The sequence below is a fragment of the Phocaeicola faecalis genome (assembly GCF_021730445.1).
GTDB classification, from domain to species: Bacteria; Bacteroidota; Bacteroidia; order Bacteroidales; family Bacteroidaceae; genus Phocaeicola; species Phocaeicola faecalis.
In genome coordinates this window covers 98,641-122,608 of the sequence record NZ_JADNRM010000005.1, presented here as the reverse complement: position 1 = coordinate 122,608, position 23,968 = coordinate 98,641, and the positions used below count along the sequence as shown (strand labels likewise).

The following is a 23,968-nucleotide window of genomic DNA, read 5'->3' as shown; positions in this document are numbered from 1 at the left end:
TCATAACATGAAAAAAATTATAACACTGATATCTTGTCTGATTTCTTTTTCATGCCTCTTCTCTCGGGGCTGGAAGGGAGATGATACGATTGCTTTTCGTGACAGTCTGATGAGGAAAGTGGAACATTTGCCAGCAGACACTTCCCGTTTGTTTGTCTTGCTGGATGCGGCATACTTGCATCAGAATCCTCCTTATAATGTGTTTTTTGCCAGACACCTTTATGAAGAAGCACGTAAACAGCAGAATATATATTATGAGAATTTGGGCGCTTATTATCTGGCTGTCTGCTATGATAAAAAACATGATTTGGATAGTATTACGTTTTGGGTGGACAAACTGCAGGAACTTGCTTCCAAGATAGGCAAGTATGATTATTATCTAGAACAAAAGGCTGCCGTCAGTCGCGTACTGGCTTCTAAAAAGATGAATGAAAAGGCGGTTTTTGTAGCTCGGGAAGTATTGAAAGAATCGGAAGAGCGTCACTGTAATAATGGAATAGTGGCTGCATATAACAGTTTGGGATGTACCTATGCTACTTCCAACCGCCCGGATGAGGCGCTTGCTGCTCTCTTAAAAGGCTATCGGGCATGCAGAAGATATACTAAATTGGGTTTGCACATTGATATTCTTTCTCGTTTGTCAAGGCAATATGCTTATAGAGCGAAGCGGGATTCGAGTACCTGGAAGCGGGATTCGGTTTTGTTTTATTTGAAGAAAATGGATGATTTATTGGGTGGAGTTGTGGAAAAGGAACCGAAAACGCTTAATAATTGGAGGGATGTAATGGTGGATTGCCAGATTAAGTACGTCAACTATTACATGAATAAAAAGAATTATCCCAAAACTATTGAAGCCCTTGAAAAGTCTAAAGCGTTGCTTACTCCGGAAGTGGATTCGGTGTATTGGCTGAATATCCAATTGATGGAAATGCAATATTATGCGCGGACACAAAAATATGACCAAGGGCTTGCATTGATTGATCAGGTTGCTCCGTTTGTGGAAAAAGGCCATATAGATGTATTCGAAACTCTTATTTTTTATAAGTCTTTAATACTGCGCGACAAGGGGGATTGGAACGGAGGTATCAATACTTTGAAGCTTTTGCTGCATAAACAGGATTCGTTGAATATAGCTACTACCACCAGCCAGTTGGAACAGGTAAAAGAGAAGTTTCAAATCAATGAACTGCTGATGGAAAAGCAGAAGATTGCCAATATGAATTATCTTCGGGCGATAACGATTCTGAGTGTACTGCTGGTTCTGATGCTCCTGTTTTATCTTTATACCGGCTATTTATCCAAGAAAATAGCTGTGGCGGAGAAGGAGGCGATAAGGGCTGCCGAACTTTCTCATGCCGACAATTTGGCCAAGGAACGGTTAAAACTTGAAATCAGTCATGATATACGGACTCCTTTGAATGCAGTGGTCGGTTTTGCCGAGATTCTGGCTGATGCGGATTGTTTGGATGAAGAGACTAAATTCACTTATAATAAGATTGTTCAGGAGAATGCCACGCAGTTGTTGGACTATGTGAATAATATTCTTGAGTTGTCTCGTCTTGAGTCGGGGAAAATAAAGTATGTGGAAGAGCGTTGTGACTTTGTCAGTCTGTTTCGTGCAGTGATAGAGGAAGCTAATAAAAATGCGCAGAACTGTGTGCATGCAGAGCTACGTACTGATTTGGAGACACAGACGGTCAGAACAGACCGGGCGCGTTTACTTTCTTTATTAGAGAGTTTGACTGTCTCTACTGTCGATACGGAATTTTATCATTCGGATATAACTGTAAAGCGTATAGATGAAAAATCCCTTTTACTGGTGACGGTTGTCAATACACCATTGGCAAAGGAGCGTTTTGAGAATAAAACAGCTATGATTCGTAATGAGATAAATGCTCACTTCATTCATTATTTTGGAGGGTATTATAAAGTAGACGAGCAGGCAAAACAAGGCCCTTCGGTAACTTTTACTTATCCGTATGATGATAAATAGCCGCAGGAAATTTATGAGCAGGATTGGAAGACAGTTGATGTTATTGACATGGGCATTGTTAGCCTGTACATTGTCGGGATGGGGAGGAGTAGCCAGACGTGTGCTGGTGATACATTCATACGAAGAGAGTTATGCCGCATATCCGGATTTTAACCGGAAAATAGCAGATGCTTTTGCTAAAAGGAATATGGAGGTGGACTTACGTGTATTCTATTTGGATTGTGAGTCTTATTTAGCACAGGCGGAGTTGGAAAGAATGTATTATATGATAGATTCAGTCCGGTCTTGGCATCCTGAACTGATTTTAGTAAATGAAGACCAGGCCACATATTCTTTATTGAAGTGCGGGCATCCTTATTTGAAGAAGATTCCTATTGTGTTTGGAGGAGTGAATTATCCCAACTGGCCATTGATAAGGCAATATCCGAATGTTACAGGCTTTCATGACAAGATGGAAATCAAGAAAAATATAGATTTTGCCAAAGCGCTATTGGGAGATGAAGTGCACTTCTTTGCCGTTATGGATTCTACTTTCTTTGATAAAAAAATAGAGGCAGATATGCATAGGCAGTTGAAAGATGAAAATATCTTGTGGATTATGGACCGGAAAACGGCGGAGTTGAAATTGGAACGGACTCATAAACTGACTTTTCATTATATTCCCATGCGCAATTCTACGAATGGTTATTTAGCTTGGAATATGAGTAAATATCAACATAATAGTTGCTATTTGCAGTGTAAGCGTGACTTTACGACTGTCAATGTCAGTAATCTGGCTCAGGGACTTACTTTGACGATGATAAATGATGGGTTTGGACAAAAAGAAAAGTTATTGGGAGGTTATTTGACTATGCTTGATACGCAAGTGGAAGAGGAGGTAGAGACGGCTGTCAGGTTGCTGAATGGTGAAAATATTTCTAAGTTGCCCATTAGGGAAAGCCGCAAGGATTATGTGGTGGATTGGAATGTTATGGCTCAGCTGGGTTGGGGGAAAGACAGAATCCCCGGTTATTGTAAAATTATAAATATTCCCTTTAAGGACGAATATCCGGTGTTGTGGTTATTCTTGGTTATTTCGATAACAATCTGGGTTGGCTTAATCATTTCGTGGCTATTGTTTCTCTATCTTCGTGAGCAGAGAAGGAAAAAACGTGTACTTCTGGACCTTGCAGATAAGAATGAGACATTGGAACTGGCTATTGAGGGAAGTAATACGTTTGCATGGAAACTACAGAATGAATCTCTTGTGTTTGAAACTGCATTTTGGAAATCACAGAATATGCCGGATGGGAAATTGACGATAGAAGATTTGGTTGAAGTGACTCACCCGAATGACAAGGAAATTATTTATAATGATTGGAAAGAACATTTGTATGCCAAAAAGAAAATAGTGCAGGTGCGTTGTGATTTCAATGATAAAGGGTATCAATGGTGGGAATTCCGTTATACTACTACTCGGTTGGCTACCGGAGAGTACCGGACTGCCGGATTGTTGCTCAATGTGCAGAATATAAAGAATAAGGAACATGAACTGGAGGAAGCACGAAGATTGGCAGAAAAAGCAGAATTGAAAGAGTCTTTTCTTACTAACATGAGTCATGAGATACGCACTCCCTTGAATGCCATTGTCGGGTTTGCCAATGTGATTAACGCTGAGGAGGATTTATCAAAAGAGGAAAAGCAGGAATATGTTAATATCATTAATGTGAATACGGAGCAGTTGCTGAAACTGATAAATGATATTCTTGAAATCTCCCGTCTTGATTCGGGACAAATGTCTTTCGATTATACTATGTGTGATGTCAGTGAGTTGGTGAATGATGTTTATCAGACACATAGCGTGTTAATCCCTTCTTGCTTGCAATTCTTGAAAGAGATTCCTTCGGGAGTTTCTCCCCGGATTTATGTGGACAGAGGACGAGTGATGCAGGTGCTCACCAATTTCTTGAATAACGCTTGCAAGTTTACACAGCAAGGATATATCAAGTTGGGATGGGAATATGCAAAAGCAACTTCAGAAGTGTATATTTATGTAGAAGATACCGGAAAAGGTATTCCTGCCGAAGAACGGAACATAATTTTTAGTCGTTTTTATAAACAAGATGAGTTTGCACAGGGTACAGGATTAGGGCTTTCTATCTGTAAAGCCATCATTGAGAAGCTTCACGGAAAGATTGAGTTATGGTCGGAAGTAGGCAAAGGTAGCTGTTTTTCTATCGTACTTCCTTGTCAGGTGTGACTCTTTCCGGTTAAAATGCAACTTCAGCACTACTTTTTTTGCATATTCGCGCAAAAATATTCCGGTTTTTGTATCTATATTCCCAGATAATGCGTAATTTTGCAGCCGAATTAGAATAATTATGCAGTATGAAGAGCAAGAATAGTAGACTTGATGCCATCAAAATTATAGTTTCCAGCAAGGAAATAGGAAGTCAGGAAGAGTTGTTGCAAGAATTGGCAAAAGAGGGTTTCCGCTTGACACAGGCTACGTTGTCACGTGACTTGAAACAATTGAAAGTTGCTAAGGCTGCCAGTATGAATGGAAATTATGTATATGTATTACCTAACAATACAATGTACAAGCGTATGACCGAACAACATTCGGCCAGCGAATTATTGATGCATAATGGGTTTATCTCCATTGAATTTTCGGCAAATCTGGCTGTAATCAAAACTCGTCCCGGTTATGCCAGCAGTTTGGCTTATGACATTGACAATAAAGAGTTTGATGAGATTTTGGGTACTATTGCCGGAGATGATACTATTATACTTGTGATACGCGAAGGCTGCACAAAGACAGGAGTGAAGAATGCGCTCTCACTCATTATACCGAATATACAATAAAAAATAATATAGAATAAGAAATGGATGCTAAACAAGTTGATGTGATGGTGGCTGATGCCTCACATGAAGTTTACGTTGATAAGATTTTAGATACCATCAGGGAAGCAGCTAAGGTACGCGGAACGGGCATCGCAGAACGCACACATGAATATGTGGCGACTAAAATGAGAGAAGGAAAAGCGATTATCGCTTTATGTGGTGAGGAGTTTGCAGGTTTTACCTATATTGAATCGTGGGGAAACAAGCAGTATGTAGCCACGTCGGGATTGATTGTTCATCCTGATTATCGTGGCTTGGGCTTGGCAAAACGCATTAAAGCGGCGTCTTTCCGCTTGGCGCGTTTACGATGGCCGAAGGCTAAGATTTTCAGTCTGACCAGCGGTGCAGCTGTAATGAAAATGAATACTGAACTGGGCTATGTTCCCGTTACATTCAATGAATTGACGGATGATGAAGCGTTTTGGAAAGGCTGTGAAGGATGTACCAATCACGATATATTGGTGGCAAAGAACCGTAAGTTCTGTATCTGTACTGCGATGCTTTATGATCCGGCTTTGCATGAGGAGGATACGATTTAAAGAAGGAATAATAAAAAACATATACCATTATGGAAAAAAAGAAGAAAAAAGTAGTAGTTGCATTCAGTGGTGGTCTTGATACCTCGTTTACTGTAATGTATCTGGCTAAGGAAAAAGGATATGAAGTGTATGCAGCTTGCGCAAACACCGGTGGTTTCAGCGAAGAACAACTGAAGCAGAACGAAGAAAATGCTTATAAGTTGGGGGCTGTGAAATACGTGACTTTGGACGTCACTCAGGAATATTATGAGAAGAGTTTGAAATACATGGTATTCGGTAATGTCCTTCGTAACGGAACTTATCCTATTTCTGTAAGTTCGGAACGTATCTTCCAGGGATTGGCCATTGCCCGCTATGCCAACGAAATCGGTGCTGACGCTATCGCTCATGGTTCAACTGGTGCGGGTAACGATCAAATTCGTTTTGATATGACTTTCCTGGTATTGGCTCCGGGAGTGGAAATTATTACCCTTACCCGTGATATGGCGTTGAGCCGTCAACAGGAAATAGACTACTTGAATGAGCATGGTTTTGCAGCAGATTTCACAAAGTTGAAATATTCATATAACGTAGGTCTTTGGGGAACTTCAATCTGTGGTGGTGAGATTCTGGATTCTGCACAGGGATTGCCTGAAAGTGCGTATTTGAAACAGGTGACAAAGGAGGGTAGCGAACAACTTCGCCTTACTTTCGAGAAAGGGGAGCTGAAAGCTGTGAATGATGAAAAGTTTGATGATCCTATCAAGGCTATCCAGAAGGTGGAAGAAATCGGTGCCGCTTACGGCATCGGTCGTGATATGCATGTGGGAGATACCATTATCGGTATCAAAGGCCGTGTAGGTTTCGAGGCTGCTGCTCCCATGCTGATTATCGGTGCACATCGTTTCCTTGAAAAATACACCTTGAGCAAATGGCAGCAATATTGGAAAGATCAGGTTGCCAATTGGTATGGAATGTTCTTGCATGAAAGTCAGTATTTGGAACCGGTGATGCGTGATATCGAAGCTATGCTTCAGGAATCGCAGCGCAACGTCAACGGTACGGCTATCCTTGAACTCCGTCCGCTTTCGTTCTCTACAGTAGGCGTTGAATCGAAAGACGATTTGGTGAAAACCAAGTTCGGTGAATATGGTGAAATGCAGAAAGGCTGGACGGCGGAAGATGCGAAAGGCTTTATCAAAGTAACTTCTACACCATTGCGTGTTTATTATAATAACCACAAGGACGAAGAGATTTAATTATGATTAAAGTAGGAATTATTGGCGGGGCCGGTTATACGGCAGGCGAATTGATTCGTCTGCTGATTAATCATCCCGAAGTGGAAATAAAGTTTGTAAATAGTAGCAGTAACGCTGGCAATAAGATAACTGACGTACATGAAGGACTCTATGGTGAGACCGATTTGGTATTTACTGACCAGCTTCCTTTGGATGAGATAGATGTATTGTTCTTCTGTACCGCCCATGGTGATACGAAGAAGTTTATGGATAGTCATAATGTACCCGAAGATCTGAAAATCATTGACCTCAGTATGGACTATCGTATCAAGAGTGACGACCATGACTTTATCTATGGTTTGCCCGAACTGAACCGTCGTGCCATTTGCCACAGCAAGCACGTAGCAAACCCAGGGTGTTTTGCTACTTGTATCCAGTTGGGATTATTGCCTCTGGCAAAACATTTATTGCTGAACGAAGATGTGATGGTGAATGCCATTACAGGAAGTACCGGTGCCGGTGTCAAACCGGGTGCGACAAGCCATTTTAGCTGGCGTAATAATAATATGAGCATCTATAAACCGTTTTCTCACCAGCATGTGCCCGAAATTAAACAGTCATTGAAGCAGTTGCAGAACAGTTTTGATTCTGAAATAGATTTCATCCCTTACCGTGGCGACTTCCCGCGTGGTATCTTTGCCACATTGGTTGTGAAATGCAAGGTAGAACTGGAAGAACTGGTGAAGATGTACACAGACTACTATGCCGAAGATTCCTTTGTTCATATTGTAGATAAAAACATTGACTTGAAGCAGGTGGTGAACACCAACAAGTGCTTGATTCATTTGGAAAAACATGGCGACAAACTGCTGGTTATCTCTTGCATCGACAACTTGTTGAAAGGTGCCAGCGGCCAGGCTGTCCATAACATGAACCTTATGTTCAATCTGGAAGAGACGGTAGGCTTGAAGTTGAAACCGGCTGCTTTCTAAAAAAAGAAGAGTTATGAAATTATTCGATGTATATCCTCTGTTCGATATTAATATCGTAAAGGGAAAAGGCTGCCATGTATGGGATGATAAAGATACGCAGTACCTTGATCTGTATGGTGGTCACGCGGTCATCTCCATCGGTCATGCACATCCGCATTATGTAGCGATGGTAAGCAATCAGGTGGCACAGTTGGGCTTTTATTCCAACTCGGTGATTAACAAGTTGCAGCAGGAAGTGGCAGACCGATTGGGCAAGATTTCGGGTTACGACGATTACCAATTGTTTCTGATTAACAGTGGTGCCGAAGCAAACGAAAATGCGTTGAAGCTTGCTTCTTTTTATAATGGACGTAAGCGGGTGCTTTCTTTTAGCAAGGCATTTCACGGACGTACTTCATTGGCGGTGGAAGTAACCAATAATCCAAAGATTATTGCTCCGATTAATGATAACGGTCATGTGACGTATCTGCCCTTGAATGACATTGAGGCAGCTAAAGCTAAGTTGGCAAAAGGCGATGTATGTGCTGTGATTATTGAAGGTATTCAGGGTGTGGGTGGCATTCAAGTCCCTGATGCTAAATTCTTGCAAGAGTTGAGCAAGGAGTGTGAAGCGGCAGATGCAGTGCTTGTACTGGATGAAATTCAATCAGGATACGGACGAAGCGGTAAATTCTTTGCTCATCAGCATGCAGGTATCCGTCCGGATATGATTACCGTGGCAAAGGGAATCGGTAACGGCTTCCCTATGGCAGGTGTTCTGATTAGTCCGAAATTCAAGCCGGTGTATGGACAACTTGGTACCACTTTCGGCGGAAACCATTTGGCTTGTTCGGCAGCTATTGCCGTATTAGATGTGATGGAACAGGAAAATTTGGTGGAAAATGCTGCGACAGTCGGTGCTCACTTATTGACTGAATTAAAGAAATTCCCGCAAATAAAGGAAGTGCGTGGCAAAGGTCTGATGATTGGTATAGAGTTTGATGAGCCGATTAAGGAATTACGTCAACGCTTGTTATTTGAACAAAAAGTATTCACCGGTGTCAGTGGCACAAATGTTATCCGCTTGTTACCGCCTCTTTGCCTGACTATAGCTGAGGCTGACGAATTCTTGGCCCGCTTTAAGAAACTCTTTTGATTGAAAGAAGTTTGCAATAATATAAGAAAGTGAAAATACATGTCCTATGGGCCGGTATTTTCACTTTTTCCGTTTATCTTTGGGCCGGTCGATTTAAAAGAATAATAAAATGAAAGTAGCAATTATCGGTGCAGGAAACATGGGAGGTGCCATTGCACGCGGCTTAGCCCAAGGAACTATAGTAAAAGCAAGTGAAATATTCGTAGCCAACCCCAGCAATGGGAAACTGGATGCGTTGAAGGCGGAGTTTCCTGAAATCAATGTGACAAATGACAATGATGAAGTGGTGAAAGAGGCCGATATCGTCATTCTGGCAGTGAAGCCGTGGATGGTAGAACAAGTGCTGAGTTTTACTAAATTGGATATTGAACGCCAAGTACTTGTCTCTGTTGCGGGAGGCCTGTCGTTCGATCGTTTTTCCGAATGGGTAAGCCCGCAGATGACTATTTTCCGTGTGATTCCGAACACAGCCATTTCCGAACGCCAAAGTATGACTTTAATAGCCAGTCGCAATGCCAGTAAGGAACAGGAACAACTGATGCTGGATATTTTCAATGAGCTTGGACTGGCTATGCTGATACCCGAAAGTCAGATGGGAGCTACCACTGCATTGACTTCTTGCGGTATAGCCTATGTGTTGAAGTATATACAGGCGGCTATGCAGGCAGGCATTGAGATGGGCATTTATCCGAAAGATGCACAGAAAATGGTGGCGCAATCGGTAAAGGGTGCTGCCGAACTCATTCTGAATAATGATACACATCCTTCTGTGGAGATTGATAAGGTAACGACTCCCGGTGGAATAACTATTAAGGGTATCAATGAATTGGACCATGCCGGATTTACTTCGGCCGTTATCAAGGCAATGAAAGTAAGTAATGTAAAATAGGATTTAGATACCAAGTGAAAGGGAAACATGTTTCATATACACATATATCAGTGATAACAAGTGTATTACAATAACTTCCTGTCTTCTGTTGCTTCTGAAATTCGTTTCTAGGATAGTCATGTTTGGTTTCCATAAGGATAAGTAAAACTTATCGTTGCTCCTGTTGCTGCATTCGGCTCAATAGTATAAGTGCCACCGAAGTATTCAATGGTCATTCGGTTAATATTATGGCGTATTTCTGTTTTTTGCGTTTGCAGTTGGGCATCTGCCAATGGACTGTTGACAATGCGGAATACTAACATTTTTCTTTCATTATCGCGGCTCAGATAGAAAGATACATTTCTGCTTTTCTCGCATGGGTCGGCATAAATCAATGTGCTTAATATTACCTGTGTGAGGCGATTATTGTCGGCTGTTATCATTTGGACGTCAATATCAGAATAAAAATTAATATATATTTTATCTCCGCACTTCATGTGTACCATGCTGGTGATATCCGAGCACAATTGAATAATTTCACACTCATCCAATTGCCATTTCGTTTTTCCGGCTTCTAGCCTTGATAAATCGAGTACGTCGTTTACCAGTTGGATAAGTTCGGCTGAATTAGCCTGAATAATTTCAGTGTAAGCTTTCCACTGAGTGGCATCGATATTCTCTACATCGGTAGTCATTAATTGGGAGAATCCTAATACGTTATTCAGAGGAATGCGGATATTGTAACTCATATTGGCAAGGAAACGGCTTTTCACTTCATTGGCCTCTTCCGCTATCATACTCATGGCACGACATTCTTCTTCTTCTTTCTTCAGTCTTTTTCGCACCGAGTAGATGCGTATGGTAGAAGGAATTAAAATAAGCAAAGCAATGGCAATCACTGCAATGATGATATAGCGCTTCATGGTTTTATGCTGTTCTTTCTCAAGAATAAGATTGTTGATGTTATACATCTCATAGATTTCATTTATTTGAGATGTTGATAAGTTCCTGTGGAAAGTATCTTTCTGGGCCAGTAATTTTTGAAAGAGGGGGATAGCCTCGTCCAGTCTTCCGGCATCGACTAAAATGCTTGCCCGGTTTATTCCAATGTTCAGTCCGTCATTGTCCGCGATGCTGGAGAGCAGGCTGATGGTACTGTCGGCACAGACTAGAGCCTTGTCATATTCATGAATCGCTTTATAGTAACGTGAATAAACATCATAATATAATCCGCGGCATGGGATATAACATTCGCTGAAAAAATTTTTATCCATCTCTTTCAGATAGGGGACTGCTTCTTCTGTACGACCGTGGTAGATATAATAATCGGCATACAAGGATTCCAATAATAGGTAGGCATTTTTTTTGGACAATACCGGATAATGGTTTGAGTACATATTATCGAGAAAACTTCTATATTCGTCTAAAACCTTCATAAGGTCTTTGTCTTTCGTGGACGAGCAGCCTAAAACTAATTCCTGCAGAACGTCTTTGCGTGTACTGAAAGGTGCATCAGGCGGTAATAGCCGATAAGCCTCTTTGCCAGCTTCGATGCCCTCTTTGTTGCGCATGGTCATTAAATAAGCGGTCATCATACATAGCTTGGCTCTAGACATACCCAAGGGATGGTTTAATTTTTGGGCTAGTTCATACATCTCTTCGGCTTCCGTTATGCTATATTCTATTTTGTGTGCAATAATCCGCATGGTGATATGGACTCTTTTCCCTAGAAAATAAAAGTCATGAAATTTATTCTCCAAGGCCAATTTCTCCAGTTTTTCCATCCATAGGTTTACATTTTCTTCATCTTGATGGTTGAAGTAGTAGACTAAGTGGGAATAAACGGCATAACATTCGTAATACTTATTACCTTGTTGGATAGCTTCCTCTAACATTTGATCTAAAAATGTGAGGGAGGAAGGCGACATAGGGTCCAGATGCACCAGTGTGATGAACATTTCTAGTCGGGTGGTATCGGCCGGCAATGTCTCTAATACTTTTAGTAAACTGTCTTTGGCGGAAGTGCTACTGTTAGAAAGCAATTTTGCTCCTCCGCTATAAATCAGTATGATGAGCAGTATCAGTATTCGTTTCATGGTTTTTCCCCTTCTGTTTCTTTTTTCTTATCTATTGGGTTAATAGGATGGGTAAAACAAAATCTGCATCCGCCGGTATAACTCGAATCCAGCCAGATATTTCCACCTATATGTTCTATAATGAGCTGGCAAATGGAAAGTCCGAGTCCGCTTCCCTGTGCCGTTTCGTTTAGTTTTTCGAATCGGTTGAATATTTTATTCTGCTTTTCTGGCGGAATACCACAGCCTGTGTCGGTTATGGTGAACAGGACACTGTCTTTCGAATATTGTTCCACTTCCAATGTAATGCTGCCTTTGGGAGTAAACTTGGTGGCATTGATGAGCAGGTTGATAAGTAACTGCTGCAGACGGGAATCATCTGTGTATAGTTGCAACGACTCCAGTCCGGATTTGAATAGAACTTCGGCTTCGGTCTTTTTTACGTTGTTGACAGTATTGATTACGTCCCGACAAATACTGATAGCATCATGGTAGTTAAAGTGAAAATGAATATTCCCTGTTCCGAGATTGGACAAGTCAATAACGTCATTGATTAACTTTATCAGCAGGTCTGAGTTTCTTTGTATGACCTCACTGCATTGGCGACGTGTCTCTTCATCCAATTGTTTGTCTGTCAGCAGTTCCGAGAAACCGGATATGGCACTGAGAGGAGTGCGGATTTCGTGGCTCATGTTGGATAAGAAAAGACTTTTGGTATGCATGGCGTTTTCTGCATTCAGTCGTGATTGTTCCAACTTGATTTTGGACTGCTCCAATTTTTTATTCTGTTTCAGAATACTGATGGCCAGATAGGTGATAATTCCCAATATGATAACTCCCGATACGAGTCCCACCAATAGTAGATGGTTGAGCTCTTCCTTATTTTCAATTTGCATACGGTTTTCTTCAAATCGGGCGCGAAGGTTATTGATTCGGTGTGAGTAACTGGGAGATACGACTGAGTCACTTACTTCGCTGATTCGCTCATACAGTCGGGCAGCTTCCAGTTTCTTTCCCATTTTTATTAAAAGGTTGGCCTTGGTGTATGACACATGCAAATAGTTGACCGACTTGTTTTTCTGATGGATATTTTCTAGAAACTCATCATAATTTTGCAATGCTTGTTCGTATGCACCGATGGTTTCGTTGTATTGCCCGCATGCAAAGTTGAGAAAAGGATAGAAATAAGGCTGCGGGTTTGATGTGTAAAAGTGTTCTGCTTTTTGGAGGTATTCCGCTGCTTTTTGAATATTTTCTTTCTTGATATAGAAGGCTGAATGGAGGATGTAATCAAAAAAATGTAAAGTGGTGCCGGCATATTTGTATTCTGAGGCTTCCAATTGATGGATATATTGTCCAGCTTCGTCTGTCTGGTCTGTCATCATCAGTAGTGAGATAAGTTTCAGGGTGGTTGCTTCTTTAAACAAATTATGGTCGGGAGAAGTAATATGATATTGGATGGCTTCCTTATAAGAGTCAATGGCTTCCTGTGCCATGTTGGAGCAATGGTAGGCGTCTCCGATGGCTCTGCTTGCGAGTGCCATTCCTTGCTGATAATTCATGGTTTTGGCTTTTTCATACATTAGTCGTGCTTCATCTATGGCCTGACCAATATCTCCACGATACGAATAGAGTTGGACCAGCTGCTGTTTGATACGAAAGAATAAATCTGTTTTTCCTTCTTTTTCCAATGTCGGTGTGATTTGTTCTCCCCAGTAGATAACGCTGTCAATGGGGGTGTTGGTATCAAAGGCAAGATAATTATCCATTAGATATTCCAATGTGGACAGATGTTGGCTCTCTCTGTCCGCAGCCTGAAGGGGAAGGATAAATAATATGGTTAAAAGTATAATATAGCAAATGTGTTTTCCCATTTTATTTATTAATATGGTCAGAACTTTGCAAATATAGGTAATATATATTATATATGTAAGAAGTTTGTTATGAAAAAACGACCTAATGTTGAGCCTTTCTATTTTTTTCTGATAACTTTGTAGTTGTTGAAGGTCAAAGTAGAATAACCAGGTATGAAAGAGAAAAATGAAAAAGGGATTGACAGAAGAAAATTCCTGAAGATAATGGGAGCTGGCGCCGTGGCATCGGCTACCGCATTATATGGTTGCTCGTCCGATAAAAAGCCGCAGGCATCGGAAGCGGCGGCACGTGGAGAAATTCCTACAGATAAAATGACTTACCGCACTTCACCCAAAGGAGAGCGTATATCACTGCTGGGGTATGGGTGTATGAGGTGGCCAATGAAACAAAATCCTGATGGCAAAGGGGAAATTGTGGATCAGGAAGCGGTGAACAGGTTGGTGGATTATGCCATAGAGCATGGAGTGAATTATTTTGATACGTCGCCGGTCTATTGCCAGGGATTGTCTGAGAAGGCTACCGGTATTGCATTGAAACGCCATCCCCGCGAGAAACTTTTCATAGCTACCAAGCTGTCGAATTTTCAGAACTATACGCGTGAAAATTCCATTGAGATGTATCGGCAGTCATTCAAAGAGTTGCAGACGGATTATTTGGATTACTATCTGCTTCATTCTGTGGGAGGAGGAGCCGGAATACAGACTTTCCATGACCGTTACATTGATAACGGAGTTCTTGATTTCTTGTTGAAAGAGCGTGATGCAGGACGTATCCGCAATTTGGGTTGGTCGTTTCACGGTTCGGTGGAGGTATTTGATTACCTGTTGTCGTTGGATGTGAAATGGGACTTTGTACAGATACAGATGAATTATGCCGACTGGCGCCATGCCACGGGCAATAATGTGAATGCCGAATATCTTTATGGCGAATTGGAGAAACGGGGCATTCCGGCTATTATCATGGAACCTTTGTTGGGCGGTCGTCTTGCCAAACTGAATGATCATCTGATAGCACGCCTCAAGCAGCGTCGTCCCGAGAATAGTGTGGCATCGTGGGCGTTCCGTTTTGCTGGGACTTATCCCGATGTACTGTGTGTATTGAGCGGAATGACTTATCTGGAACATTTGCAGGATAATCTTCGTACTTATTCGCCGTTGGAGCTGCTGACCGATGAAGAAAAAGATTTTTTGGAGGACACGGCACAGATGATGCTGAAGTATCCTACCATTCCCTGCAATGACTGTAAATATTGTATGCCTTGTCCTTATGGACTGGATATTCCCGCTATACTGTTGCACTACAACCGTTGTGTGAATGAAGGAAATGTACCCAAGAGCCGTCAGGACGAGAACTACCGAAAAGCGCGTCGTGCGTTTTTGGTGGGCTATGACCGTGCTGTACCTAAACTTAGGCAGGCCAATCATTGCATCGGCTGTAATCAGTGCAACCCGCATTGCCCTCAGAGTATAGATATTCCGAAACAGCTCCGCCGCATAGACGACTTTGTGGAGCAGTTGAAACAAGAAACCTTATAATAAAAAACGAATGCTTATGTTACGTAAAATAAGACTGACGGCTGCTGTGCTGTTTTTCTCCCTGATTACCTTGCTGTTTCTTGATTTTACAGGCACTTTACACGGTTGGTTCGGCTGGATGGCAAAGATTCAGTTTTTGCCTGCGGTGTTGGCCTTGAATGTAGGAATTGTGGCGGTGCTGGTGATTCTCACTTTGGTGTTCGGGCGCATTTATTGTTCGGTCATTTGTCCGTTGGGTGTCTTTCAGGATATTATTTCCTGTTTTTCGGGAAAGGTGAAAAAGAACCGTTTCCGTTACTCTCCCGCAGTGTCGTGGCTGCGTTATTCCCTGTTGGTGTTGTTTGTGGCTGTATTGGTGGCAGGTGTGGTGCCGTTGGCTGCTTTGCTGGCTCCTTACAGCTCATACGGTAGAATCGTCGCCCATCTTTTTGCTCCTTTTTATCAGTGGGGGAACAACTTGTTGGCATACTTTGCCGAACGGATGGACAGTTATGCTTTTTATTCGGTGGATATATGGATGAAAGGAATCTCTACCTTTGCGGTGGCTGCCGTTACCTTTGCGGTTCTTTTTGTGCTGGCATGGCGAGGCGGCCGCACTTATTGCAACACGGTTTGTCCGGTAGGTACGGTGCTCGGTTTTCTTTCCCGATATTCATATTTTAAGTTGGTTATCGATACTTCCAAATGTAATGGTTGCGGGCTGTGCGCACGTAATTGCAAGTCTTCCTGTATCAATCCCAAGGCTCATGAAATAGACTATAGCCGCTGTGTGGCGTGTATGGATTGTATAGACAAATGCCGTCAGGGAGCCATCCGTTATTTGCCCGGACGAATGCTTCAAAAGAAACAGCCGGCGGTGGCGCATGCTACCGCTTCGGAAGCGGAAAAAGTGGATCAGTCTCGTCGCGGTTTTCTCACTGTTTCGGCTTTGCTTACCGCCGGTGCTTTACTGAAGGCACAAGAGAAGAAGGTAGATGGCGGGCTGGCTGCAATAATAGACAAGAAGGTGCCCGACCGTGCCACACGGCTTGTTCCTGCAGGAGCGTCGGGTATCGGGCATTTCGCACAACACTGTACGGCGTGTCAATTGTGTGTGTCGGCTTGTCCTAATCAAGTGCTTCGTCCTTCGTCTGATTTAAAACATCTGATGCAGCCCGAAATGTCTTATGAGCGCGGCTACTGCCGCCCCGAGTGCGTGAAGTGTGCCGAGGTCTGTCCGGCAGGAGCCATTCGTCCCATTACTACAGTGGATAAGTCAAGTATTCAGATTGGACATGCAGTGTGGATTGCGCAGAACTGTGTGGTCAAAACCGACGGAGTGAGTTGTGGCAACTGTGCACGGCATTGTCCGACAGGAGCTATTCAGATGGTTCCTCAAGATGCCGAAGATGCCTCTTCTTTACAAATACCTGTAGTAAACACAGAACGTTGCATCGGTTGTGGTGCGTGTGAAAATCTTTGTCCGGCACGTCCTTTCAGTGCCATTTATGTGGAAGGGCACGAAGCGCATCGGGTCATTTAATCAGAACTAAAATTTATAGAAAAGAATAGGGAGTCGTTATGCCGGAGGCTGTAAGGGGAGTTCCACAACAAATCTTGCACCTCCGGTGTATTGTGTATCCAGATAGATTTTACCTCCCAACAGGGTAGCGAGGCTCCGGCAAATACTCAGGCCGAGTCCGAAGCCCGGATTCATGCTGTCCAGCTTTTCGAAACGTTGGAAAATCAATTCATCTTTTTCTTTATCAATGCCGCTGCCAGTATCGGTAACAGAGAAAATGATAGAGTGACCTGCTATCTCATAAGCCAGGGTGATGCTACCTTGGGAAGTGTATTTACAGGCATTGACCAGCAGGTTGGTCAAAATCTGCTGCAGGCGTTGTGCGTCTGTATTCAGGATGATTTCCGTATCGGGTTGCTTCAGTTCCAGTCTGACGCCTTCGGCCACTCTGTGTGCCACACCTGCCAAAGTAGATTGGCACAGTTCGGGCAAAACGACATTAGTTAAAGAGATATTATAGTTACCGCTTTCCAGTTTGCTTAGGTCGAGCACGTCATTTACCAATGTAAGCAATAAATTGGTATTGGTGTGCAGATGGCCGAGCAGTTCGCTCCGTTCTTCTTCGCTGAATTCCGCATCGGCATCGTTCAGCAAATCATTAAAACCGATGATGGCATTGAGAGGCGTACGGATTTCATGACTGAGATTCTGCAGGAAAGCCGATTTCAGCTTGTCTGCTTTTTCTGCCTGCCGCCGTGCTTTCTCTGCAGCTTCTTTCTCTACCTTTAAATGCTTGGCATGCTGTCTGCGTGTGAGTGCATATATGAAGGAGAAGCCGGAAATCAATATCAAAATGGAGAATATAACCCAGGCTTTGTGCTCATTGGCTTCTTGCTCCATCTTGATGCGTTGCAACTGTTCTTGTTTATGTATGACTTCCAGACGTTGTTTTTGTGTTTCGGCTTTTTGCAGTTCGATGGCTGTTTGTTGTTGCTTCAACTGCAAGTTGCGGTTCTCCAGCTCGATGCGTGTCTGTTCCTTTTCCAGCATCATCATCTTTTCCCGGTCTTGCAGTTGGCTGAGGCGCATTTCCGTATTTTGAAGCGTCAGCCGGTTCTTTTCCAATTCCAGTTTTTGATTGTTGAAACGGGCGTTGTAGTCAGCTAAAAGTTCATTATTGCGTGCTTGAGACAAAGAATCGCGCATCAATGCACTGTTCAGTTGGTAAGTATAGGCGGTTTCAAAGTCTTTCATCTTTTCATAAATCCGGCTTTTCAGCTCCCATTGAATTTGTAGGTTTCTGATAGAATCGCTATAGGTCATGGCATCTTCATATTTTTCGGTGTGCATAAGATATGTAGCCATGATGATGTAATAGTTTTGTAGAGTACCTGTCTGCAAGACATCATTCTTTTTATAAGATTTTAAAATAGGTATAATTTCTTTTGCCTTTTCGAACTCTTTGGTTCTAGTATAGATGCGTAATAAATTGATATGTGCGCTGGCTTTGGCTTTGTCATTAGGAGATAATTCGATAGATTTTAATGTGTATTCCTCTGCTTTTTTATAATCGTTTAGATTGATATAGCTGGCTGCCAAGGTATAATAGGGATAATATAATTCATTGTCTTTCCCCACCGATTTGTAATAATCCACTGCCTGTTGGTATTGCTGAACGGCAATTTGCGGCATTTTCTGCTGAAAGTAAACATCTCCCATTTGTATATAGCTTTGCCCGATACCGTAAGAATTGTTGAGGCGTAAGGCTTCGTTTTGGTATTTTTTCAGTTCGCTGAGGGCGGCATCATATTCCCAGTTGCGTAGGTAGTAAGTAATAATCCGGTTCCATGCGCCGAATATGTATTGTTTATAAGGGGTCTTGCGTGCAAAGTCTGCCACTTTTTCCTTCTCTTTCAGGAGTGCGGTGATGTTGTCGGTGTAATAGTAATGGTCGGATTTCAGGTTTTTGGCAAGGCATTGTGCTTTCACGTCTCCCTTTTGTTCGGCTAGGTGGAAAAGTGTGTCGGCCATGAGCAATACTTTGGGCTGTTTGATGGAGCGAGTACATTTCTGATAATAAGAAAAGAGTTGGTCGTTTATTTTATAAGGATTGTTTTGACTCATCATTATCGGGCAGAAAAGAAATATTTCAGCCAATAAAATTCTGATTGTACGTTCAATAACCTTCTTCATATCCTACGTGTGTGTTTTACAAAAGTAGCAATTCTTTTATAATTAATACTATAAAAGCGTTTTTCTTTTAAATGATTAAGTAGAAAGAGAAGGCAGGCAAGGTGCTTACAATAAATAATTACCGGGATGGCTTCCTTTTAACAGTTCTACATTTTTCCCATCAAGGATAATAAGTCCCTCTTTTATCATTTTGTTTATCTCTTTGGATAGCGCAGGACGGGTGACGTTGAGATATTCCGCCAGTTGCACTTGGTTGTGGAGTATTTGTATTTTAGAGGAATTCGAATGCTTATGCTCAAACAGGTAAGCGACGAAGCGGTCGCGTACATTTTTGTATGAAAGTACATTGAGGCGTGCCACTGTACATTGATTGCAGTTGCCGGTGATGCACAGGAAACTGCGCAGAATGTTGGGCTCTTCGCTGATTAATTTGAAAGTGGATTCGCGGGAGGCGGTAAACAGAACGCTGTCTTCCAATGCGGTGAAAGTGACAGGCAAACGGTTGTCTACCGTGTTAAACAAATGGGGAGTGGCAAATGCACGTGGTGCTATGATATATTCTATCATTACTTCATTACCGGAGCCGTCGATAATGTCGGCTCTTAGTTTTCCCGATAATAATACGTATAAGCATTTACAGGAAGTTCCTTGCCGTGCCACTTCGTCTTTCTTGTTGACATGGTACAATTGATAATCCAACCTTTCGAGCAAGGTAGACTTTACATTTTGAGGCAAATCTCTGAACAGAGGGATTTGAAACAATGACTCCTTATGTTCTTTCGTACACAGTATCTTTTCCATGGTGTGAGATAGTGATGCGACAAAGATAGGAAATAAAAAAAACATTCGTTTAACTTACCAAGGAATATTTAGTAAATATCTGCTGGGTGTAATCATGATTACACTTTTATTAGTCTTGACTTTCTATTTTTGCAAAAAAAAGAAGATGTTATGAAAATATCGACACTTATCAATACACTGCTCCCTTCTCGCAAGTGGAAGGTACTGGCCGTGATTGTGTGTGGCGTTGTGGCAGGTGGCGGAGGGTTGTTCCTCTATTTGCTGCGGGCGCATACTTATTTGGGCGACGATTCGTCGGCTTGTGTCAATTGCCATATTATGGCTCCTTATTATGCTACATGGTTTCACAGTTCTCACAGCCGTAATGCTACGTGTAACGATTGCCATGTGCCCCATGAAAATGCCGTGAAGAAATGGACATTCAAGGGAATGGATGGCATGCGGCATGTGGCTGCTTTCCTCACCCATAGCGAGTCGCAGGTGATAAAGGCGAATGACGAAAGCGCTAATGTGATTATGAATAATTGCATCCGTTGTCATACGCAGTTGAATAACGAGTTTGTCAATGCGGGAAAGATTGACTACATGATGGCACAGGTTGGACACGGAAAGGCATGTTGGGATTGTCACAGGGATGTGCCCCACGGAGGAACGAATACTCTGTCCTCTACTCCTGCCGCGTTGGTACCCTATCCGGCATCGCCCGTACCTGAATGGTTACAGAGAATAAAAAAGAAATAATAATCAAAGGAAAAACATACGATGGAAAAGAAATTAAAATCTTGGCAAGGATGGCTGTTGTTCGGTGGTTCGATGGCTGTCGTGTTTGTGTTGGGACTGACGGTTTCATCATTGATGGAGCGGCGGGCAGAACTGGCAAGCGTCTTTAATAATAAAAAGGTAGAGATAACGGGCATCGAAGCCCGCAATCCGATTTTCGGTGAGAATTATCCGCGTGAATATCAAACATGGACTGAAACGGCAAAGACAGACTTTGAGAGTGAGTTTAATGGAAATGTTGCGGTAGATGTTTTGGAAAAACGCCCGGAAATGGTAGTTTTGTGGGCTGGTTATGCCTTCTCGAAGGATTACTCGACGCCGCGCGGACATATGCATGCCATTGAAGATATCACAGCAAGCTTGCGTACCGGTGCGCCGATGAGTGCAACCGAAGGGCCTCAACCCTCTACTTGTTGGACTTGCAAGAGTCCGGATGTACCCCGTATGATGGAGGCTATCGGTGTGGACTCTTTTTATAATAACAAATGGGCGGCATTCGGTAGTGAAATAGTAAATCCTATCGGTTGTGCTGATTGTCATGAACCTGAAAATATGAATCTTCATATCAGCCGTCCGGCTTTGATAGAAGCATTCCGCCGTCAGGGAAAGGACATTACCAAAGCCACTCCGCAGGAAATGCGTTCATTGGTTTGTGCGCAATGCCATGTGGAATATTATTTCAAGGGCGACGGTAAGTATCTGACATTCCCATGGGACAAAGGTTTTACTGTTGAGGCGATGGAAGAATATTATGATGAGACCGATTTTGCCGATTACACCCACAAGTTGAGTCGTGCACGAATCCTGAAAGCCCAGCATCCTGATTATGAAATCTCTCAGATGGGCATTCATGCTCAGCGCGGTGTGTCGTGTGCCGATTGTCATATGCCTTACAAGAGTGAAGGCGGCGTGAAGTTCAGCGATCACCACATTCAGAGTCCGTTGGCTATGATTGACCGCACTTGCCAGACTTGCCATCGTGAGAGTGAGGAGACGCTTCGTAATAATGTGTACGACCGTCAGCGCAAAGCAAATGAAGCGCGTACCCGTTTGGAACAAGAATTGGCTAAGGCACATATTGAAGCGAAGTTTGCATGGGATAAGGGAGCTACGGAAGACCAGATGAGAGAAGCACTGAAACTAATCCGTCAGGCACAGTGGAGATGGGACTTCGGTGTGGCTTCTCATGGTGGTGCTTTCCATGCTCCGCAAGAAATCCAACGTATCTTGGGACACGGATTGGATAAGGCAATGCAGGCGCGACTGGCTATTTCTAAGGTGTTGGCCGTTCACGGTTATACCGATGACGTTCCGATGCCGGACATTTCGACAAAAGAAAAAGCTCAGCAATATATCGGTTTGGATATTCCTGCCGAGAAAGCGGCAAAAGACAAGTTCTTGAAAGAAGCTGTTCCAGGCTGGTTGGAAAAAGCAAAGGCTAACGGACGCATTGCGAAATTATAAATTGATTAGCACAGGAACGGATACTTAAGATTCGTTCCTGTGAATGATAAGGAATGAACTATGTGGAATAAACCTTGGAAGTTGAGAGAAGGTATCATGATTGGTGCCGGTCTGCTTGTAACAGGAATTCTGTTACAGGCAACTGTCGGTAAAATAGAATGGGACTGGATTGCCTTTCCGGTGAATGTAATCGTATTGGCAGCTTTTCTGATTCTGTTGGGAGTAATGAATGCCCTGCGGAAGAAGGTCTATGTATTTGGTTGGCTGAGTCATTATACGGCTGCCGTTTCTTCTTTGCTTTGGGTAGTGGTAGCCACTGTCCTGATGGGATTGGTGAAGCAGGTTCCTTCGCATCATGCCATTGATGCGGTGGAGGGGCTTTTTACCCAAATGCTCTCTTCTTGGTCTTTCGTACTCCTATATATATGGATGAGTCTGTCGTTGGGGATGACCATTCTTCGTTCCACCTTTCCCTTCCATTGGAAAAAAATTCCCTTTCTGCTTAACCATGTCGGACTTTTTATAGCATTGGTTGCCGCCACTTTGGGCAATGCCGATATGCAGCGCCTTCGTATGACCACCTCTTTGGGCAATACTGAATGGCGTGCTCAAGATGAAGAAAATCAAAATTTGGTGGAACTTCCTTTGGCTATCGAACTCAACGACTTTACCATCGATGAATATCCTCCTAAGCTTATGTTGATTGACAATGCCACCGGTAAGGTATTACCCGAAGACGCTCCTGCCCATGTGCTGTTGGAAGAAGGAGTGTCGCATGGCGACCTGCTGGACTGGGAGTTGAATATCACGCAGTCCATCCCCGAAGCGGCTTTGGTGGCAACGGAAGATACCCTTCGTTTCACCGAGTTTCGTTCGATGGGGGCAACGTATGCTATCTATCTGAAAGCAAAGAACCGCAAAACCCATGAAACCAAAGAGGGGTGGGTGAGCTGCGGTAGTTTTATGTTTCCCTACAAAGCCCTGAAACTGAATGACCGGATAAGTATGGTGATGCCCGAACGCGAACCGCAACGTTTTGCTTCGGATGTGACCCTGTACACAGAAAGCGGTAAGCAGGAATCGGGCACGATAGAAGTCAACAAACCATACGAAATAGACGGTTGGAAAATCTATCAGTTGAGTTACGATGAAACAAAAGGACGATGGAGTAACATCAGCGTCTTTGAATTAGTGCGCGACCCTTGGCTACCTTATGTCTATATCGGTATCGGCATGATGATTCTCGGTGCCGTCTGTTTGTTTACCACCGCCCAGCTGGGGAGAAGAGAGTCCGGACAGGTTGAAGAAAGAAAGGAGGCACACTCATGAGTTGGGATTATTTCATCTTCTTTGCCATTGTTGCTCTGATTTGTTGGGCAATCGGCGCTTTTGCCGCTTGGAAAGGAAAACGCAAGGCATTGGTTTACGGCTTTACATTGGCAGGACTGGCGATATTCTTCACCTTTATCCTCTTGATGTGGATATCGTTGGAGCGACCGCCCATGCGCACAATGGGAGAGACACGCTTGTGGTATTCTTTTTTCCTGCCCTTGGCAGGACTGATAACCTACTTCCGTTGGAAGTACAAATGGATTCTGAGTTTCAGCTTCATTCTGTCATTAGTCTTTATCTGCATCAATCTGTTTAAACCTGAAATTCATAATAAGACGTTGATGCCCGCGCTTCAAAGCCCATGGTTTGCTCCTCACGTCATTGTATATATGTTTGCATACGCCATGCTGGGGGCTGCTGCAGTGATGGCGGTCTACCTGCTATGGTTCAAGAAGAAAACACCTGGAAGGCAAGAACTCGATTTATGTGATAATCTAATCTGTGTGGGACTTGCCTTTATGACTTTGGGAATGCTCTTCGGGGCAGTATGGGCCAAAGAAGCATGGGGACATTACTGGGCATGGGATCCGAAGGAGACTTGGGCGGCAGCTACTTGGTTTGGCTATCTGGCCTATATCCATTTCCGCTTGGGATGTCCCGCCGACTATAAGAAAGCATTGATTATCTCACTTGTGGCATTCGTGCTGCTCCAAATGTGCTGGTATGGCATCAATTACCTGCCCTCGGCGCAAGGAGTGAGTGTACACACATATAATCTGAACTAA

Annotated in this window: 18 protein-coding genes; 14 read left to right on the top strand and 4 right to left on the bottom strand. The window is 43.1% G+C overall.

The genetic code is table 11. The features are described 5' to 3' along the window. Positions 1 to 7: 7 nt before the first annotated feature. The 8 genes from IR173_RS07845 (at position 8) to proC (ending at position 9,648) form a co-directional block, all read left to right on the top strand. The gene (locus tag IR173_RS07845; RefSeq protein WP_237039099.1) at positions 8 to 1,993 is read left to right on the top strand and encodes a sensor histidine kinase; all 1,986 of its coding nucleotides are present in this window, start codon (positions 8 to 10) and stop codon (positions 1,991 to 1,993) included. Positions 1,994 to 2,006: 13 nt separating this feature from the next. Beyond that, the gene (locus tag IR173_RS07840) at positions 2,007 to 4,232 is read left to right on the top strand and encodes a sensor histidine kinase (RefSeq protein ID WP_237039098.1); all 2,226 of its coding nucleotides are present in this window, start codon (positions 2,007 to 2,009) and stop codon (positions 4,230 to 4,232) included. Positions 4,233 to 4,360: 128 nt separating this feature from the next. Further along, entirely contained in the window at positions 4,361 to 4,837 is a 477-nt protein-coding gene (gene argR, locus IR173_RS07835; RefSeq protein WP_237039097.1) for an arginine repressor, read from the top strand. 20 nt (positions 4,838 to 4,857) lie between these two features. Next, positions 4,858 to 5,415: a GNAT family N-acetyltransferase gene (locus tag IR173_RS07830; protein WP_237039096.1), complete on the top strand. Its 558-nt coding sequence runs from the start codon at positions 4,858 to 4,860 to the stop codon at positions 5,413 to 5,415. A 29-nt stretch (positions 5,416 to 5,444) separates the two neighbouring features. Then, on the top strand, positions 5,445 to 6,653 hold the full coding sequence (locus tag IR173_RS07825; protein ID WP_237039095.1) for an argininosuccinate synthase: 1,209 nt from the start codon (positions 5,445 to 5,447) through the stop codon (positions 6,651 to 6,653). 2 nt (positions 6,654 to 6,655) lie between these two features. Continuing rightward, entirely contained in the window at positions 6,656 to 7,624 is a 969-nt protein-coding gene (argC, locus tag IR173_RS07820; RefSeq protein ID WP_237039094.1) for an N-acetyl-gamma-glutamyl-phosphate reductase, read from the top strand. A 13-nt stretch (positions 7,625 to 7,637) separates the two neighbouring features. Continuing rightward, a complete protein-coding gene (locus IR173_RS07815) occupies positions 7,638 to 8,759 on the top strand; it encodes an aspartate aminotransferase family protein (RefSeq protein WP_237039093.1) in 1,122 nt (373 codons plus the stop codon). 109 nt (positions 8,760 to 8,868) lie between these two features. Then, on the top strand, positions 8,869 to 9,648 hold the full coding sequence (proC, locus tag IR173_RS07810; protein ID WP_237039092.1) for a pyrroline-5-carboxylate reductase: 780 nt from the start codon (positions 8,869 to 8,871) through the stop codon (positions 9,646 to 9,648). 116 nt (positions 9,649 to 9,764) lie between these two features. On the opposite strand, the gene IR173_RS07805 is transcribed toward proC, so the two are convergent. Together IR173_RS07805 and IR173_RS07800 are read right to left on the bottom strand one after the other, a co-directional pair. Further along, a complete protein-coding gene (locus tag IR173_RS07805) occupies positions 9,765 to 11,723 on the bottom strand; it encodes an ATP-binding protein (RefSeq protein WP_237039091.1) in 1,959 nt (652 codons plus the stop codon). Continuing rightward, a complete protein-coding gene (locus tag IR173_RS07800; RefSeq protein WP_237039090.1) occupies positions 11,720 to 13,576 on the bottom strand; it encodes a tetratricopeptide repeat-containing sensor histidine kinase in 1,857 nt (618 codons plus the stop codon). Before IR173_RS07800 ends, IR173_RS07805 begins: the two co-directional genes overlap by 4 nt. 153 nt (positions 13,577 to 13,729) lie before the next feature. Here IR173_RS07800 and IR173_RS07795 point away from each other — a divergent pair, with 153 nt between their 5' ends. Together IR173_RS07795 and IR173_RS07790 are read left to right on the top strand one after the other, a co-directional pair. Then, entirely contained in the window at positions 13,730 to 15,112 is a 1,383-nt protein-coding gene (locus IR173_RS07795; protein WP_237039089.1) for an aldo/keto reductase, read from the top strand. A 16-nt stretch (positions 15,113 to 15,128) separates the two neighbouring features. Then, the gene (locus IR173_RS07790) at positions 15,129 to 16,634 is read left to right on the top strand and encodes a 4Fe-4S binding protein (protein ID WP_237039088.1); all 1,506 of its coding nucleotides are present in this window, start codon (positions 15,129 to 15,131) and stop codon (positions 16,632 to 16,634) included. Between the two features lie 36 nt (positions 16,635 to 16,670). On the opposite strand, the gene IR173_RS07785 is transcribed toward IR173_RS07790, so the two are convergent. Beyond that, on the bottom strand, positions 16,671 to 18,806 hold the full coding sequence (locus IR173_RS07785; RefSeq protein WP_237039087.1) for a tetratricopeptide repeat-containing sensor histidine kinase: 2,136 nt from the start codon (positions 18,804 to 18,806) through the stop codon (positions 16,671 to 16,673). Positions 18,807 to 18,911: 105 nt separating this feature from the next. Then, positions 18,912 to 19,607, bottom strand: a complete 696-nt coding sequence (locus tag IR173_RS07780) for a Crp/Fnr family transcriptional regulator (RefSeq protein ID WP_237039086.1) — start codon at positions 19,605 to 19,607, stop codon at positions 18,912 to 18,914. Positions 19,608 to 19,757: 150 nt separating this feature from the next. On the opposite strand from IR173_RS07780, the gene nrfH reads away from it, so the two are divergent. The 4 genes from nrfH to ccsA are packed head-to-tail and all read left to right on the top strand — an operon-like array spanning position 19,758 to position 23,968. Continuing rightward, positions 19,758 to 20,348: a cytochrome c nitrite reductase small subunit gene (gene nrfH, locus IR173_RS07775; protein WP_237039085.1), complete on the top strand. Its 591-nt coding sequence runs from the start codon at positions 19,758 to 19,760 to the stop codon at positions 20,346 to 20,348. Between the two features lie 21 nt (positions 20,349 to 20,369). After that, positions 20,370 to 21,851, top strand: a complete 1,482-nt coding sequence (gene nrfA / locus IR173_RS07770) for an ammonia-forming cytochrome c nitrite reductase (protein ID WP_237039084.1) — start codon at positions 20,370 to 20,372, stop codon at positions 21,849 to 21,851. 60 nt (positions 21,852 to 21,911) lie between these two features. Further along, a complete protein-coding gene (locus IR173_RS07765) occupies positions 21,912 to 23,180 on the top strand; it encodes a cytochrome c biogenesis protein ResB (RefSeq protein ID WP_237039083.1) in 1,269 nt (422 codons plus the stop codon). After that, a complete protein-coding gene (ccsA, locus tag IR173_RS07760; protein WP_237039082.1) occupies positions 23,177 to 23,968 on the top strand; it encodes a cytochrome c biogenesis protein CcsA in 792 nt (263 codons plus the stop codon). Before IR173_RS07765 ends, ccsA begins: the two co-directional genes overlap by 4 nt.